Origin of the sequence: Nocardia nova, assembly GCF_002933465.1 — a bacterium.
In the GTDB taxonomy this organism is placed as follows: domain Bacteria; phylum Actinomycetota; class Actinomycetes; order Mycobacteriales; family Mycobacteriaceae; genus Nocardia; species Nocardia nova_B.
This window is the reverse complement of sequence record NZ_PSZE01000039.1, coordinates 39,889-57,020: the sequence shown is the minus strand read 5'-3', so window position 1 is coordinate 57,020 and position 17,132 is coordinate 39,889. Positions and strand designations below refer to the sequence as shown.

At 66.6% G+C, this 17,132-nt stretch carries 11 protein-coding genes and 2 pseudogenes; 12 read left to right on the top strand and 1 reads right to left on the bottom strand.

The window, feature by feature from the left end; all coding sequences use genetic code 11:
* Window positions 1-342, bottom strand: a pseudogene (locus C5E41_RS30270) (N-acetylmuramoyl-L-alanine amidase); the annotation flags it as partial.
* A 353-nt stretch (window positions 343-695) separates the two neighbouring features.
* Here C5E41_RS30270 and C5E41_RS30265 point away from each other — a divergent pair.
* From C5E41_RS30265 to C5E41_RS30210, 12 genes and pseudogenes are all read left to right on the top strand, one after another.
* Entirely contained in the window at window positions 696-2,321 is a 1,626-nt protein-coding gene (locus C5E41_RS30265) for a SpoIID/LytB domain-containing protein (protein WP_258081361.1), read from the top strand.
* Between the two features lie 69 nt (window positions 2,322-2,390).
* Window positions 2,391-3,593, top strand: coding sequence for a UDP-galactopyranose mutase (gene glf / locus C5E41_RS30260; RefSeq protein ID WP_104379127.1), 1,203 nt, complete (start codon window positions 2,391-2,393; stop codon window positions 3,591-3,593).
* Between the two features lie 37 nt (window positions 3,594-3,630).
* Window positions 3,631-5,589, top strand: a pseudogene (locus C5E41_RS30255) (glycosyltransferase); the annotation flags it as partial.
* A 155-nt stretch (window positions 5,590-5,744) separates the two neighbouring features.
* Window positions 5,745-6,278 carry a phosphatase PAP2 family protein gene (locus C5E41_RS30250; protein ID WP_258081364.1) on the top strand — a complete coding sequence of 178 codons (534 nt, stop codon included), beginning with the start codon at window positions 5,745-5,747 and terminating at the stop codon, window positions 6,276-6,278.
* 1 nt (window position 6,279) lies between these two features.
* Window positions 6,280-7,254, top strand: coding sequence for a decaprenyl-phosphate phosphoribosyltransferase (locus tag C5E41_RS30245; protein ID WP_104379124.1), 975 nt, complete (start codon window positions 6,280-6,282; stop codon window positions 7,252-7,254).
* Window positions 7,255-7,258: 4 nt separating this feature from the next.
* The gene (gene zomB, locus C5E41_RS30240) at window positions 7,259-9,217 is read left to right on the top strand and encodes a flagellar motor control protein ZomB (protein ID WP_258081360.1); all 1,959 of its coding nucleotides are present in this window, start codon (window positions 7,259-7,261) and stop codon (window positions 9,215-9,217) included.
* A gap of 288 nt (window positions 9,218-9,505) precedes the next feature.
* Entirely contained in the window at window positions 9,506-10,510 is a 1,005-nt protein-coding gene (locus C5E41_RS30235; protein WP_258081359.1) for an alpha/beta hydrolase, read from the top strand.
* A gap of 368 nt (window positions 10,511-10,878) precedes the next feature.
* Window positions 10,879-11,889: an alpha/beta hydrolase gene (locus C5E41_RS30230; protein WP_258081358.1), complete on the top strand. Its 1,011-nt coding sequence runs from the start codon at window positions 10,879-10,881 to the stop codon at window positions 11,887-11,889.
* Window positions 11,890-12,380: 491 nt separating this feature from the next.
* Window positions 12,381-13,310 carry an alpha/beta hydrolase gene (locus C5E41_RS30225; RefSeq protein WP_036525379.1) on the top strand — a complete coding sequence of 310 codons (930 nt, stop codon included), beginning with the start codon at window positions 12,381-12,383 and terminating at the stop codon, window positions 13,308-13,310.
* Window positions 13,311-13,543: 233 nt separating this feature from the next.
* A complete protein-coding gene (locus C5E41_RS30220) occupies window positions 13,544-15,352 on the top strand; it encodes an alpha/beta hydrolase-fold protein (protein WP_104379120.1) in 1,809 nt (602 codons plus the stop codon).
* 133 nt (window positions 15,353-15,485) lie between these two features.
* On the top strand, window positions 15,486-16,034 hold the full coding sequence (locus C5E41_RS30215) for a DUF732 domain-containing protein (RefSeq protein WP_181063489.1): 549 nt from the start codon (window positions 15,486-15,488) through the stop codon (window positions 16,032-16,034).
* Entirely contained in the window at window positions 16,031-17,023 is a 993-nt protein-coding gene (locus C5E41_RS30210; RefSeq protein WP_181063488.1) for a cutinase family protein, read from the top strand. Before C5E41_RS30215 ends, C5E41_RS30210 begins: the two co-directional genes overlap by 4 nt.
* Window positions 17,024-17,132: the final 109 nt, after the last annotated feature.

Below are 17,132 nucleotides of genomic sequence, written 5' to 3'. Positions count from 1 at the left end.
GGCATATGGCGTCGGGGTCGGGGTGGTGGTCGTCGGATCACCGAAGCGGGGTAGTGGGATCTCGCTGGGTAGCTGTAGGCCCGGCGGGGCGGGTAGGCCGGGCGGGACGGGAATCGACGTCGGCAGCGGGAGTTTCCGCAAGTCGGACAGGCGCAGATCAGGCAGGTTCAAGCCGGTGAGTTCGCGCAGCGGCAACACGATGTCAGGGGCGGACGCCAAGGCCACTTCGGCGAGTTGCGCGGGTATCGCGGCGAGATCGCTGTCGCCCGCTGGACGATAGCCGGGAGAGTCGCGCAGGGCCAGCGTCGCGAGCGGGGCGGCGACCGCGAGAGTCGCGACCACGGGGAGGACGACGGAACGTTTCGGGCGGCGGTACGGCACGAGCATCTCCCATTCAGGTAGAACCGGTGACCGTCAGCGTGGAACAGGGTGGCGCGCGGGGTTGATTCCTGACGGATCGATGGTCACACTAGTCCCAAATGCCACAGATCTAAACCTTTGGTTGAGGATTAGTTCTAGGATAGCTCGAATGTAACTTTCCAGTAGCCACACAAGGTTGGGACATGCCGAGCGAGCGGTGCGTTCGATCAACCACCCGGCTCGCCGAACCCGTTGGGAGGCACGATGGCTCACCGTCGCCCGAGTGCGCGCAGCGACAGCCGAGGGGCGCTGTCCACACACCGCAGGAGGGTTCGATGACCCGGCCCGAAGCCGCCCACACCGGCGCCGCGCCGCCGCCGGATCACTCGAACAGCGCGCCCGCGGACGGGGTGGTGGGCGGATTCCGGAGCCGACTTCGGCGTCGGCACGGTGAGCTGCTGCGTCGTCGGCGAATTCGGCGCGGCGCGCTGATCGGATTGGTCGTGGTCCCGGTGACCGGCGGGATCGTCGTCGCCTTCGCGGTGCCGATGTTCGGTTCGGGCACACGCAACGCTGCTTATCAGGCGGCCGCGGGCCCCGGGCATGGGCGCGGGATGAGTCAGGTGGGCGCGTTCGACCAGGCCACGGCGGGCGCGACGGCCGACGGCATTCTGGCGCACTACTACCCGGGCGCCCAACTCGGAACGATCGGGCCGACCGCGGTCCGGGTGCGGCTCACCGTCTACGACAACGAAACGCTCGACGTGTACTCCGATTCCGGGCTGACCGTCGCCGGCCGCCGGGTGGTGGCGGGACAGGCCGCGCACCTGACCCCGACTCCGGACGGCGGCGCGAACGTCGTGGTGACCATCGGTTGTGACGGTGATGTGCTGTGGCAGGGCTCCACCGACGACCCCTGGGCCTACCCCGCCGACCCGGGTCCCGATCGGCCCGCGGCCGAACATCTGAAGGTGTGCGACGGCTCGAGTTTCCGTGGGGTTCTCGGGGTTACGCAGGACAACGGGCAGCCCGTGACGGTGAATCAGCTCGACGTCGAGGACTACGTGCTCGGCGTGGTTCCAGCGGAGATGGAGGCCAATTGGGCCGACAAGGGCGGTGCGGAGGCGCTGCGCGCGCAGGCTGTCGCGGCCCGCTCGTACGCCTTGGCCGAACACCGCTACCCCTATGCCCAGACCTGCGACACCACCGACTGTCAGATGTATCCCGGCACCGACAAGGAAGATCCGCGCGCGGCCGACGCGGTCCACTCCACCGCGGGCCAGGTGCTGACGCGTGACGGCCACATTCTGCGCACCGAGTATTCGGCGGCGCCCGGCGGCGGGCAACCGATCGACATCACTACTCTCGAGGTCGGGCCGACACCCGCGGAACTGGAATCGGCGCCCGCCGCGCCCGCCGCGCCCGCGGCTCCGGCCGCCCCCGCCCCGGCGGTCCCCGAACAGGCGGTCCCCGAACAGGCGGTCCCCGAACAGGCGGTGCGCGGCAATACCGCCATCGATGCGAAGTATGCCGAAAGTGGCGGCGCGGCAGGACCTTTGGGCGATCCGATGGGTCCGGAGTCATTGTTGCCCGGCAAGGTCGGAACCTTCCGCTTGTACAAGGGTGGCGTCATCATCGCGACCCCGACCCTCGGTGCCCAGATCGTCGATTACGCCCGCCTGCTGCAGATCGCGCCGCAGGTCGGCCAGAGCGCGGGGGAGGGCGCCGGGGTGCAGGCCGCGGCGCCCGGCGGCACCCGCACGCCGGGGACTGCGGCGACTCCCACCCCGCCACCGGCTCCTACCGGGCAAAACGCGGCCACCGGCCCCGGCCCGGCGGACTCTGCCGGCACTCCGGCCGCCCCGGTGTCCGCGTCAACCCCCGGTGACACCCCGGTGAACACTTCCCGGCCCCCTCGCGGCGATATTCCGCTACCCGTCCCGGTCCGCGCACGGCCGTGACCACCGTCCCCGCTACCGAGACCTACGGCGTGCAGACGCGGTGACCCGCTACGGCTACGCTGGGCTCCCGTGACCGTCGCAGCTCCCTTCGATCTGATCGTCGTCGGCTCCGGATTCTTCGGGCTGACCGTTGCCGAACGCACCGCCAACCTGCTGGGAAAGCGGGTGCTCGTGGTCGAGCGCCGCTACCACCTCGGCGGTAACGCGTATTCGGAGGCGGATCCGGAAACCGGAATCGAAATCCACAAGTACGGTGCCCACCTCTTCCACACCTCCAACAAGCGAGTGTGGGATTACGTCAATCAGTTCACCGAGTTCACCGGTTACCAGCATCGGGTCTTCGCGATGCACAAGGGGCAGGCTTACCAGTTCCCGATGGGACTGGGGCTGATCTCGCAGTTCTTCGGCCGTTATTTCAGTCCCGAGGAGGCGCGGGCGCTGATCGCGGAGCAGTCCGCCGAGATCGAGACCAAAGATGCCGCGAATCTCGAGGAAAAGGCGATTTCCCTGATCGGCCGCCCGCTCTACGAGGCGTTCGTCCGCGATTACACCGCCAAGCAGTGGCAGACCGACCCCAAGGAACTGCCCGCCGGCAATATCACCCGGCTGCCCGTGCGCTACACCTTCGACAATCGCTATTTCAACGACACCTATGAGGGGCTGCCGGTCAACGGATACACCGCCTGGCTGGAGAAGATGGCCGAATCGGATCTTATCGAGGTGCGGCTGAATACCGATTGGTTCGAGGTTCGCGACGAAATCCGCGCGCAGAATCCGGACGCGCCCGTCGTCTACACCGGTCCGCTGGACCGCTACTTCGACTACAGCGAGGGCGAACTGGGCTGGCGCACCATCGATTTCGAGACCGAAGTGCTCGAGACCGGCGACTTCCAAGGCACCTCGGTGATGAACTACAACGATGCCGATGTGCCGTTCACCCGCATCATCGAGCCGCGCCATTTCCACCCGGAGCGCGACGGCTATCCAGAGGACAAGACCGTCATCATGCGCGAATTCTCGCGATTCGCGCAGACCGGCGACGAGCCGTACTACCCGATCAACACCCCGGAGGACCGTGCGAAACTGCTCGCCTACCGCGAGCGGGCGAAGAACGAAACCGCGACGGCCAAGGTCGTTTTCGGCGGACGTCTGGGCACATACCAGTATCTCGACATGCATATGGCCATCGGCAGCGCGCTGAGTACCTTCGACAACGTGCTGCGCCCGCATCTGGAATCCGGCGCACCGCTCACGGTCGGCGATCCCCAGTAATGTGCCACCGGCCCGTACCGCGGATGCAGGAAGTGAAATGACCGCACAAATGACCCTCGAGGATATGAGCACCGAGACTCGCGCGAAATCCCTGCTGCAGCGCATCATTCTGCCTCGCCCCGGCGAGCCGCTGGATGTGCGGACGCTGTATCTGGAGGAATCGGCGACGAACGCTCGCCGCGCGCATGCCGCCACGCGCACCTCACTGTCGATCGGCGCCGAATCGGAAGTGTCGTTCTGCACCTATTTCAATGCGGTGCCGGCCAGTTACTGGCGGCGCTGGACGATCCTGGAATCGGTGGTGCTGCGCCTGGAACTGTCCGGGCACGGCCGGGTGGACGTCTACCGCTCCAAGGCCGACGGCTCCCGAATCCACGTGCGCGGCAACGAATTCGCGACGACCGCGGCGAGCCGCGAATCGCTCACCGCGGTCAGCCGCGAATCGCTCACCGCGCCGGCCGACAGCACCACCGTCGAATTCGAGGTCGACCTGGCGCCGTTCGAGGACGGCGGCTGGATCTGGTTCGACATCACCACCGATTCCGCGGTCGAATTGCGCAGCGGCGGGTGGTACGCGCCGATCGAGGCGCCCGGTGAGGGCAGCATCGCGGTGGGCATGCCGACCTTCAACCGGCCCACCGACTGTGTGAACACTCTCGCGGCCCTCGGCTCCGATCCGCTGGTGCTGGAGAAGATCAAGGCCGTGATCATTCCCGATCAGGGCAACCGCAAGGCCGTGGACGAACCCGGATTCGCCGAGGCGGCCGCGGTTCTCGGCGATCGGCTCGCCATTCACGATCAGCCGAATCTCGGTGGTTCCGGCGGGTACAGCCGGGTCATGTACGAGGCGCTGAAGACCACCGACGCGCAATACATCGTCTACATGGACGACGATATCGAGATCGAGCCGGACTGCATTCTGCGCGCGCTGGCCTTCGCCCGTTTCACGCGCACACCCACGCTGGTGGGCGGGCAGATGCTGAATCTGCAGGAGCGTTCGCATCTGCACACCATGGGCGAGGTGGTCGACCGCGGGATCTGGATGTGGACCGCGGCGCCGAATGTCGAATACGACCACGATTTCTCGAAGTATCCGCTGCGCGACCGCGACAATTCCAAACTGCTGCACCGGCGCATCGATGTCGATTTCAACGGCTGGTGGACCTGCGTCATCCCGCGCGTGGTCGCCGAGCAGATCGGTCAGCCGCTGCCGCTGTTCCTGAAGTGGGACGACGTGGAGTACGGGCTGCGCGCCCGGGCGGCCGGATATCCGACGGTCACGCTCCCGGGTGCGGCGGTCTGGCACATGGCGTGGAGCGACAAGGACGACGCCATCGACTGGCAGGCGTATTTCCACCTGCGCAACCGCCTGGTGGTCGCGGCCCTGCACCTCGGCAACGACGGCCGTCCGATGATCGTCAATACGGTCAAGGCGACGCTGAAACATCTGCTGTGCTTGGAATATTCGACGGTCGCCATTCAGAACCAGGCGATTCGTGATTTCCTCGCCGGGCCGGACAAGCTGTTCGAACTGCTGCCCACCGCGCTCGGCCAGGTCGCCGCGATGCGGAAGGAATTCCCGGATGCGGTGATCGTCGGCTCCTCGACGGACCTGCCGCTGCCCAGCGGCGCCGATGTGGGCGCGGTCGGTGAACCGTCGAATCCGCTGGCCAAGATCGTCCGGCTCGGCAAGGGCGTGGTGCACAATCTGCGCAAGGCCAAGACCGAACATCACGACCGCCCGCAGTTGAACGTCCCGACACTGGACGCGCGTTGGTTCCTGCTCTCGCAGGTCGACGGGGTTACCGTGACCACAGCCGACGGGCGTGGCGTGGTCTACCGCAAGCGCGATCCGCGTCAGGCCCGGGAGCTGTTCACCGAGGCGATGCGGCTGCGCCGGGAACTGGCCGCGCGGTTCCCCGAGCTGCGGGAACGGTACCGTGCCGCACACGCGCGCTTGACCAGCACCGCGGCCTGGGAGAACGCGTTCGGACTCGCCGGGAGCGACGGGACCGAAGACGGCAGCGCGCGTAACCACGGAGGGACCCGCGGACGGCGCATCGAACACGACACCAGCGAGGACAAATGACCGCCTCAGCCTCCTCCGATCCGGCCGGCGCCCCGCATTTGCAGGTGGTGGCCGACCCCGGGGTGTCCAAGCCCGTGGAGGTCGCGATCCTCAACGCCGTCCAGGGCGCCATCGGCACGCCGCCGGTGATCAAGGCCGCGCGCGGGATGTCGCATTTCGGTGAGCACGCGCTCGGCTGGATGGCCATCGGCGCCGCCGGTGCCCTGGTCGACAAGCCCCGCCGGCGTCAGTGGGCCGGCGTCGCGGTCGGCGCCTTCGGAGCGCACGCCGCCTCGGTCGTCATCAAGCGCATCGTCCGGCGCCCGCGCCCGCACGACCCATCCGTGCAGGTCAACGTCTCGACACCGAGCAAACTGAGCTTCCCGTCCTCACACGCTACCTCCACGACGGCGGCGGCCGTGTTGCTCGGGAAGTTGACCGGGCTACCCTTGCCTGCGGTGCTCGTGCCGCCGATGCTGCTCTCCCGGGTCGTTCTGGGGGTGCACTATCCCTCCGACGTGCTCGCCGGATCCGCTCTGGGTGCGGCATCCGCCGCAGCCGTGCTAGCCGCCGAAAAGAGATTCGCCAGTGACCGCACAGGAAAGAACCCTCGCTGATATGAGTGAAGAGCCGACCGGCACGGAGGTGAAGGAAGCCGTCCGCAGCGCTGATCGCGACGACTCCGTCGTCGGTGGTCCGCCGAAGACGCTGGCCGGCGGAATCGTCAAGGCCGTGCGGCCACGGCAGTGGGTGAAGAACGTCCTCGTGCTGGCGGCGCCGCTGGCCGCGGGTAAGGACGCGGCCTCCGGTGCGTACGTGCTGGCGGATGCGACCGTGGTCGCCCATATCGCGATCGCGTTCGTCGTGTTCTGCATGGCGGCCTCGGGTATCTACCTGGTCAACGACGCGCTCGACGTCGAGGCCGACCGCGCTCACCCCACCAAGCGCTTCCGGCCCATCGCGGCCGGCGTGGTGCCGGTGAACCTGGCGTATTCGCTCGCCGCCGTGCTGCTGGTCGGTTCGATCGCGGTGTCGTTCCTGGCGTCCTGGCATCTGGCCGTCGTGATGGCGGTCTACATCGGCATTCAGCTGGCCTACTGCTTCGGCCTGAAACACCAAGCGGTGCTCGACATCTGCATCGTGTCCTCGGGCTTCCTGCTGCGCGCGGTCGCCGGGGGCGCGGCGGCCGATATCCGGCTCTCGCAGTGGTTCCTGCTGATCATGGCCTTCGGTTCGCTGTTCATGGCGGCCGGTAAGCGCTACGCGGAGTTGAAGATCGCGCTCGACACCGGCGCCAAGATCCGTAAGTCGCTGCAGTACTACACCCCTACCTACCTGCGCTTCATCTGGACCCTGTCGGCCACCGCGGTGGTGGTCTTCTACGGGCTGTGGGCCTTCGAAACCGATCACAAGCACACCCAGTGGTTCGCGATCTCGATGATTCCGTTTACCATCGCAGTCCTGCGCTACGCGGTCGACGTCGATGGCGGCGAGGCCGGGGAACCCGAAGAGATCGCGCTGGGGGATCGCATATTGCAGCTCCTGGCCATCGCCTGGATCGGAGCGGTAGGTGTCGCTGTCTATCTCACCTGACGAGATGCTGGTAGCGGGAGACGAACACGGGGAGGGGGCAGACGCGGCGTCGTCCGATCGCGCACTACAGCGCGATGGCGATGCCGCGCGCCGCTTTTCGGTGCTCTCCCGCACGGTATTCGTCGGTGGGGTGATCGTCACCGTCGCGTTGTTCGGTATCGGTGCCTGGCAACGGCGCTGGATCGCCGACGACGGCCTGATCGTCCTGCGCACCGTGCGCAATCTGCTGGCCGGAAACGGCCCGGTCTTCAACGCCGGCGAGCGGGTGGAGACCAATACCAGCGCGGCCTGGACCTATGTGATCTGGTTCTTCAGCTGGATCAGCGACGCCCGGCTCGAATACGTCAGTCTGGCTGTCGCGCTGACCCTTTCGCTACTGGCCGTCGTCTTCGCCATGGTGGGTTCGGCGCGGTTGTGGCGCCCGGTCACCGGTACCGCGCCGACGCTGCTGCTGCCCGCCGGTGCGCTGGTCTACATCGCCGTGCCGCCGGCTCGCGACTACGCCACCTCGGGCCTGGAGAACTGCCTGGTCATCTTCTGGCTCGGCGTGCTGTGGTGGTTGCTGCTGCGGTGGAGTCAGGATGAAAAGCCCGGCCTGACAAAACTTCTCGTAGCCGGCTTCTGGGCCGGATTGTGCTGGGTGGTCCGCCCGGAGATGACCGTCATCGGTGGCCTGGCGCTGCTCATGCTGTTCTTCGCGCCGGTGCCGCGTACTCGGTTGCGCCCGGTGCTGATTCGCGCGCTGCTGGTGGCGGTCGGCGGCGCGGTGCCGGTCGGCTATCAGATCTGGCGCATGGGCTACTACGGCCTGCCCTATCCGAACACCGCGGTGGCCAAGGAGGCCGGCGGTGCGAAATGGGGCCAGGGCCTGAAATATCTGTGGGATCTGGTCGGCCCGTACTACCTGTGGATCCCGGTACTGGTCCTCGTCGTGGTGGCCGCCGTGCTGCTGCGCGGGCGGCGCCGCCGGACTCCCGATACCACCCCGTCCGGCGATACCGGACGACGGATCCGGCTGCGGCGGTGGCTGCGCTCCCCGGCCGCGGTGGCGACGCTGATGGTCGGCGGCGGTCTGCTGCTGGTGCTGTTCAATATGCGCGTCGGCGGCGACTTCATGCACGGCCGCATGCTGCTGCCGCAGCTGTTCTGCCTGATGTTGCCGGTTTCGGTGCTGCCGGTCCGGTTGCCGGTCGGCGACCGTTCCGGATGGCCGCGGTGGTCGTTCGCCCTGCCGCTGCTCGCTTGGGCCGGGACGGTCGGCTGGGCGCTGTTCGCGGCCAACACCACCGCCGACACCTCGGGCGGGCAGATCAGTGCTTCGGGCATCGTGGACGAGCGGATCTACTACGTCCTCAACAGCGGGCACGACCACCCGGTGCTGGCCGAGGACTATCTGGACTACCCGCGTATGCGGGCCATGCTGCAGGACATCGCCGCCACGCCGGACGGTGGACTGCTGATCAACTCGCCCTCGTTCATGATGTGGTACGTCGCGCCGCCGCCGCTGCCGATTCCGCCCGGCGGGTACGGGCACACCGTCTACTTCCTCAACCTGGGCATGACCAGCATGAACGTGCCGCTGAGCGTGCGCGTCATCGATCAGGAGGGGCTGGCCTACCCGCTGGCCGCGCATACCGACCGGCTGGCCGACGGACGTATCGGACACGACAAGAACCTGTATCCGGACTGGGTGATCATCGACACCGGTATGGTCGATCAGCATCCGTGGATGCCGTGGTTCCTCGACGAGAAGTGGGTGCGCCAGGCGCGGACCGCGCTGTCGTGCCCGGCGACCCAGGATCTGCTGGCCTCGTATCGAGCGCCGCTGACCTTGGATCGGTTCAAGCACAATGTCATCCAGTCGCTGCATTTCGCGAAGTACCGCATCGACCGGGTGCCCAAGTACGAGATCCAGCGTTGCCACCTGGTGGACCCGACGACACCACCCCCGGTGCCGAATTAGACCGCCGACGGCAACGAAGAAGTCGTGTATTAGTCTCGGTTTGATAACGCCGACGTATCGATTTCACGATACGCTCGGTGACGGACGTCCGTCGGGGGCGCATCTCCGCATGCGCACGGGTGATCATTCGCAGAGAAGAACAGCGGTCGGACGGGCCGCGCTACGGGAAAGGCCGGACAGGGTATGCGAGGCGTGACTGTGCGATGGGTGCAGCAGAGACGTCGGAGACGGTCGCAGCAGCCGTCGGCGCCTCATCGAGCCGGGTGGCTCAAGCGGTCCGCGGTGGGCGTGGCTTTGGCGACGTTGCTGCCGTTCGGGGTGTCGGTGGCAGAGGCCGGACATGCCGCCGCCGCCTTCAATCCGACGGGTATCGACTTCTGGGTCGATTCGTCGATGGGCCCGATCAAGTCGCGCATCTTCCGTGCGGCCGACGGCAATACCGGACGGGTGGTGTACGCCCTCGACGGTATGCGTGCCCAGGGCGACCTCAACGGCTGGGAGAAGGAAACCAACATCATCCCGGCATTGGTCAACGCCAACATCAACGTGGTGATGCCGGTCGGCGGTCCGTCGAGCTTCTACGCCGACTGGAACGCGCCGAGCAACTTCTTCGGCATCGATACCGGTTCGGCCGGTTCGGCCGGCTCGGCCTCGACCGGTTCGGCGATGACCGGTTCCTCGAATTACAACGAGACGCTGGGCAAGGTCAACACCTACAAGTGGGAAAGCTTCCTCACCCAGGATCTGCCCAATGCCCTCAGCTCGCGGCTGGGCTTCAGCTCGCATCGCAACGGCGTCTTCGGCCTGTCGATGGGCGGTAGCGCCGCCCTGACCCTGGCCGCGTATCACCCGGACCAGTTCAGCTACGCGGGCTCGTTCTCGGGCTACCTGAACATCTCGGCGCCGGGTATGCGCGAGGCCATGCGCGTGGCGATGCTGAGCGCCGGTGGGTACAACATCGACGCCATGGCGCCGCCGTGGGGCCCGCAGTGGTTGCGGATGGATCCGTTCGTGTTCGCACCGCGGTTGAAGGCCAACAACACTCGGCTGTGGGTGGCGGCCGGCAGCGGCATTCCGTCGCCGCAGGACGCCGTCGCCCCGCTCGACATCATCCAGGGGTCGCCGCTGGAGGCGTTGGCGCTGGCCAACACCCGCGCCTTCCAGGTCCGCATGATGACCCTGGGCGCCGGCAACGTGACCTACGACTTCCCGAACGTGGGTGTGCACAACTGGCACAACTGGGAGGACGAGGTCTATCGGATGCTCCCGGATCTGTCGGCCAATATCGGCTGATATCAGCACGACTCACAGCCCCGCAGCGGACATCCGCTGTGGGGCTTCGTCGAATTCGGAGCCGTCGTGACGGCCTGTGCCGCAGATCACCTTTCGGACTATTTCCGTGTTGAATCATTCGGTCGCGCTACTCGATCACCGATACTCGATGGGTATCGAAGAACCCTGCAGTACAGCGGCGAGCGCCTTCGCCGAAACGCTTTGTCTGTGTTGTCCGGAATGAGCGGTGGTTCGTGCGGTGTGGGATCGGGTGCGACCGTCGCTTCAGGCGAAAGGTCGTGTCGATGCGAATTGCGCGCAGGAAGCCGTCGCTCGGAGGAAGGCCCGGTCACGGTCGGGGTCCGTGGCTCAGGCGCTCGGCGCTGGGCATGGCATTGGCACTGCTGCTGCCGCTGGGGGTTTCGGTATTCGGCAACGGCGCGACCGCGTCGGCGGCATTCGACCCGTCGGGTTTCGACTTCTGGGTGGATTCTCCGGTGATGGGTTCGGTCAAGTCCCGGATTTTCCGGGCCAGGGACGGCAACACCGATCGCGTGGTCTACGCGCTCGACGGTTTGCGGGCACCCCAGACGTTGAACGGCTGGGAGATCGAGACGAATGTCGCGCAGGTGCTGACCGACTGGAATATCAACGTGGTCATGCCGGTCGGCGGTCAATCCAGTTTCTATGCCGACTGGAATGCGCCCAGTTCGTTCTTCGGCGCCCCGCCGAGCAATTTCGGTTCCGCCAACAGCGGATCCGGTGCGACCGAGACATTCCTGGGTGGGCCGGGGAAGGACTATCGCTACGACTGGGAGACGTTCCTGACCGTCCAGTTGCGTAATGCCCTGCGCGACCGGCTCGGCTTCCGGTCGAGCCGCAACGGTGCGTTCGGATTGTCGATGGGTGGGAGCGCCGCGCTGACGTTGGCGGCGTATCACCCGGATCAGTTCAGCTTCGCCGGATCGTTCTCGGGCTATCTGAACAATTCCGCCCCCGGTATGCGCGAGGCGATTCGGATGGCGATGATCGACGCGGGCGGTTACAACGTCGATTCGATGGCTCCGCCGTGGGGTCCGCAGTGGCTGCGGATGGACCCGTTCGTCTTCGCGCCGCGCCTGATCGCGAACAACACCCGGCTCTGGATCGCCGCCGGCAGCGGCGTCCCGTCGCCGGAGGACCTGGGCCTGCCACTGCCCGCGGCGGCCGACCATATCGTGCGCGGTGCACCGCTGGAGGTGCTTGCGTTGGCGAATACCCGGGCATTCCAAGTACGGATGATGACGCTGGGTGCGACCAACGTGGTGTATTCGTTCCCGAATGTCGGTGTGCACGACTGGTTCAACTGGCAAGCCGAGGCATACCGGATGATTCCGGACCTCTCGGCGAATATCGGCTGAACATCCGCGACATCTCGGGCCCGGCCGAAACTGCCCGGGCCCGAGGCATGTTCGGGGTTTCCTGGTGAAATTGACCTGCGCAGTAGTTGATTCGTCATTTCACGCTGTCATTTCCGGCCGGACGCGATAGGGTCACTGCACGATTACGAATGGCGCACGGGCGGATTTCAGCCACCCGGCGGGGTCCGTGTTGCTAACGATTGGGCGGTCGAATATCGTCCAGCGAGCGCAAGTGTGACCGTTCGTAGCCGCGGCGTCGCTCATGTCGAAAGGTCGGGTTCGGCGTGGGTGCAGACCATGCCGTCGCTGACGGAAGTGGTCGTGGCGCGGCGACAACAGCAGACAGCAGCAGAAAGAGAGCAGTATCCATGCGTTTCGGCAGGTCGGCCGCGCCGGTTTCGCATTCGGCGCTCGCGCCGGAGTCAGCTCCCAGGGGGCGGCGAGGCGTTCAGCGTGGTTGGCGCACACGACTTCTCGCTGCGGGTGCCGCGATGGCACTCCCGATTGCGGCGGGCATCATGGCTCCGGCCGCCATCGCCGCTCCCGTTCACGCACCCGTGCACCAGACTCCCGCGGGCGGCTACGACGAACTGATGGTTCCGTCGAGCATGGGCCCCATCAAGGTGCAGGTGCAGTGGGCACGCAACGGCGGTAACGCGGCGCTGCTGTTGCTGGACGGCCTGCGTGCTCGCGATGATCGCAACGCCTGGTCGTTCGAGACCAACGCGCAGCAGATGTTCGGCAACGACAACGTCACCCTGGTGATGCCGGTGGGTGGCCAGTCCAGCTGGTACGCCGACTGGCAGGGCCCGAGCAACACCAACGGCCAGAAGTTCACCTACAAGTGGGAAACGTTCCTCACCAAGGAACTTCCGGACTTCCTCAGCAACTACGGGGTTTCGCGGACCAACTACGCGGTCGCCGGTCTGTCGATGAGTGGTCCGGCGGCGCTGCGCCTGGCGGCGTTTCACCGCGACCAGTTCAAGTACGCGGCCTCGTTCTCCGGTCCGCTGAACTGGAACGCCCCCGGTATGCGCGAGGCGATTCGCGTGATGATGCTCGACGCCGGCCGCTTCAACGTCGACTCGATGGCCGCGCCGTGGAGCCCGCAGTGGCTGCGTTCGGACCCGATGGTGTTCGCGCCGCAGCTGCGCGGACTGCCGATGTACATCTCGGCCGCCAGTGGTCTGCCCGGTCAGTACGACCACCCGAACGGCCTTGTCGGTGCGTTCAACACCGGCAACGCCATGGGCATCGAGCTGATCTCGATGGTCAGCACCCACTCGTTCAAGGCTCGACTGGACTCGCTGGGCATTCCGGCTGCCTACGACTTCCCGCCCACGGGCACCCACGCCTGGCTCTACTGGCAGGACGAGCTGGCCAAGGCTCGCACGGGCATTCTGGCCGCGCTGAACGCCTGATCAAGGGCCCTAACAACAGCTGAACCCGGCGCCGCGCAGATCTGATCTGCGCGGCGCCGACATGTTGCGGGCGGGCGCCGGTTGCGTTGTGCGCTGCGATTTCTCAGGTTTGCTGTCCGCGCGTCCTACCGCCTCGAGCCGTCCGGGCGCGGTACAACACTCCTGTGGCAGGTGTGGCATCTGGTAGACGGGGGACGGTTCGTCGTGGCCGCTGGGGCCGTCGACGACTCGCGATGCTGGCCGCTGCCGTGGTCGTGCCGCTCGCCTCCGGAATCAGCGTCGCACCGCTTCCGGCATTCGCCGAACCCGCCGCGGTGCCCGCACCGGCCGGGGCGACGGTCGAGAAGGTCGTCTGGCTGACCGATCGCCGCGTCGCCCTGTGGGTGAATTCGCCGTCCATGGGTTCCCCTGTCCAGGTGCAACTACTACTGGCCCGCGACTGGAATTCCCGCCCGGACGCGCGATTTCCGCTGCTGTTCATGCTCGACGGCCTGCGCGCTCAGGACGACGAGAGCGGCTGGACCAAGGATGCCGGGGCCGTCGACTTCTACGCCGACAAGAACGTCACCGTGGTGCTTCCCATCGGCGGCCAGTCGAGCTTCTATTCCGACTGGGTGCAGCAGGACAACGGCAAGAACTACAAGTGGGAAACCTTCCTGACCAAGGAACTGCCGCCCCTGCTGGAGAACCAGTGGCGTGCCACCGATGCCCATGGCGTCGAGGGGCTTTCGATGGGCGGTACGGCCGCGATGTTCCTGGCCGGCCGCAATCCCGGCTGGGTGAAGTACGCGGCCTCGTACTCGGGTTTCCTGACCACCACGAGTGTCGGTATGCCACAGGCGATCATGTTCGCGATGCGCGACGCCGGCGGATTCGACGCCAACGCCATGTGGGGCCCGCCGACGAATGCCGAGTGGTCCGAACACGATCCGTATCAGCTGGCGCCCAAGCTCAAGGGCATCAGCCTGTACGTCTCCGCCGGCAGCGGCACCACCGGCGCCTATGACAAGCCCTCCGACATCCCGGGCATCAGCACCAATTACGCCGGGATGGGCCTGGAAATGCTGTCCCGGCTGACCAGTCAGAATTTCGTCGACAAGCTGAACAAGCTGTCGATCCCGGTACAGGCCAATTACCGGCCCTCCGGCACACATTCGTGGCCGTATTGGGATTTCGAGATGCGCCAGTCCTGGCCACAGGCCGCGGCCGCGCTCGGCGTGGAAGCTGACAAACCCGCCTGCGCGGTGAACGGCGCGGTCGCCGCGGCCGTGCAGATCGACAAGTGGCTGGGTGACTGCGTCACCGGCGAGTACCAGGTGACCAACGGCAGCGCGCAGGACTTCAAAGGCGGCCGCATGTTCTGGTCGCAGGCCACCGGCGCCCATGCCGTCGCCGGAGCGATCGGCGGGACGTATCAGGCGACGGCCGGACCGGGGGGCCCGCTGGGTCTGCCCACTTCCGCCGAACAGCCACTGCCGGACGGTCAGGGTCGCTTCCAGACGTTCCAGGGCGGTTCGGTCTATTGGACGCCGCAGACCGGCGCCCAGGTGATCCGCGGGGCGATTCTGGCCGAATGGGAGCGGCAGGGCTTCGAACGCGGCCCCGCCGGCTATCCGACCGGGCCGGAGGCCAGGACGCCGAACAAGGACGGCGTGGTGCAGGGGTTCCAGGGCGGTCCGATGTACTTCAGCGACAAGACCGGGGCGCACCGGGTGCAGGGCCTGATCCTCGGCAAGTACGCACAGATGGGCTTCGAGAACAGCTGGCTCGGTTTCCCGGCCGCCGAGGAACAGCCGACCAAGGATCTGGGCCGCTACAGCAAGTTCGAGGGCGGCAATATCTACTGGAGTCCGCTGTCGGGGGCGTGGGCCGTGCGCAACGGCCCGATCATGGACGCGTGGGGGCAGCAGGGCTTCGAGAACGGCAAGCTCGGCTACCCGATCAGCGACGAGTTCCCGGTGCCCGGGGGCGTGCAGCAGAACTTCCAGACCGGATTCGTCGTCCTGCGCGACGGCAAACCCCCCGAGGTCCACGCAGCCTAGGTCGATAAATCACCTTTAAGTGGTTGATGAGGGTTCCGGCCATGGGATCCCTGTCCGCGCCCGTTGCCGTTAACCTGGAGCGCGACCTGCTAGGAGTTCTAGCCCTCAGCGAACTAGATCGAGGACACGATTCATGCTTCGGACCCGTCCGGTCGGAGAACGGTACATCGCCGGTGGCAAGGTCGCCGGCATCATGGTCGCGCTGGCGGCCACGGGATTACTGGCCGCCTGCGGCGGTAACGATTCCACGGCGTCGAGCACGCCCACGTTGAAGCCGTCCACCACGACCGCCACGGTCGCGCCCGCGCAGAGTGCGCCGAACAGCGCGTCCGCGGCGCCCGAGCCCACCCAGGAACAGGCCCCGGCCACCAGCACCGCGAACGAACGTCCGGAGCCGGCGCAGCCGAACTCGGGCGACAACACACAGTCGTCGGCGAAGGATCAGGCCTATCTGGACGAGTTGAAGAAGCGCGGGGTGAATCCGTCCAGCCCGGACATCGCGATCACCGCGGCCAACTACGTCTGCCAGAGCAAGGCGAGTGGCGCCTCCGAGCAGGAGGTCAAGACGTTCGTGAACGCGATGGCGGGCACCGACCCCTCCTTCGATCCGCAGAAGATGTCGGTTGAACAGGCAGGCCAGATCTACATCGACGTCGCGACCCAGTCCTACTGCAACAAGTGAACGCGCGACGACGTTCGGGATACGCCGGGGGCGGTCCCGGCCGCAACCGGCGGCCGGGCTGTCTGCTGTTCGTGCTGATCGCGGTCCTGGTGGCGATCGTGGCGCTGGTGCTGTGGTTCGTGCTCGCGGGCCGGTTGCACGTACCGAAACCGGGGCCGCCGAAACCGGGTAAGCCCAGCAGTCAGCCCGCTGCCTGCCCGGATGTGCAGTTACTGGCGATTCCCGGAACGTGGGAGTCGAACAGCAACGACGACCCGCATAATCCGACGGCCAATCCGGCGTCGTTGATGATGCATGTGACCAATCCGGTGCGGCAGCAGTTCCCGGAATCCCGGCTAGACGTCTACACCGTCCCCTACGTCGCGCAATTCTCGAACCCGATCGCGATTCCGCCGGACGGTCAGGTGTCCTACAACAACAGCCGCTCCGAGGGCACACAGCGTGCGCTCGCGGAACTGACCGATATGTCGCAGAAGTGCCCGCTCACCAACTATGTGATCGCCGGATTCTCCCAGGGTGCGGTTATCGCGGGTGATCTCGCTGCGCAGATCGGCGCCGGGCAGGGGCCGGTCGCCGCCGAGCAGGTCCTCGGCGTCACGCTGATCGCCGACGGCCGTCGTGTAGGCGGGCCCGGGCAGGCCGGTGAGATCGGGATCTCGCCGCCCGGTGTGGGCGCGGAGGTCGCGCTCAAGGGCTTGTCGGTTCCGGGGATCACGATGACGGGCCCGCGTGGCGGTTTCGGCTCGCTGGCCGGGCGTACCAACACCATCTGCGCGCCCGGAGACCTGATCTGCGATGCCCCGCCGCAGGCGCTGAATCCGGTGAATATCGTGCCCAGCCTGATGACGTTGGTGCATGCCGTGGGGAATCCGGTGCACAGCCTGTACAACACCTTCCAGGTGGACGATCAGGGCACCACCGCCACTCAGTGGGCCGCCGCCTGGGCGGAGGGTCTGATCAAGGACGCACCCCACCCGGCGCACAGCTGACGACCAGGGCGGCCGCGGTCGCCGGCGACCCTGGGAAAGGTCGCGGGAAAGGTCCCCGAAAAGCTCTCGGAAAAAAAGTAAACCCGAGGGTCACTCAGATTTTGGCGAA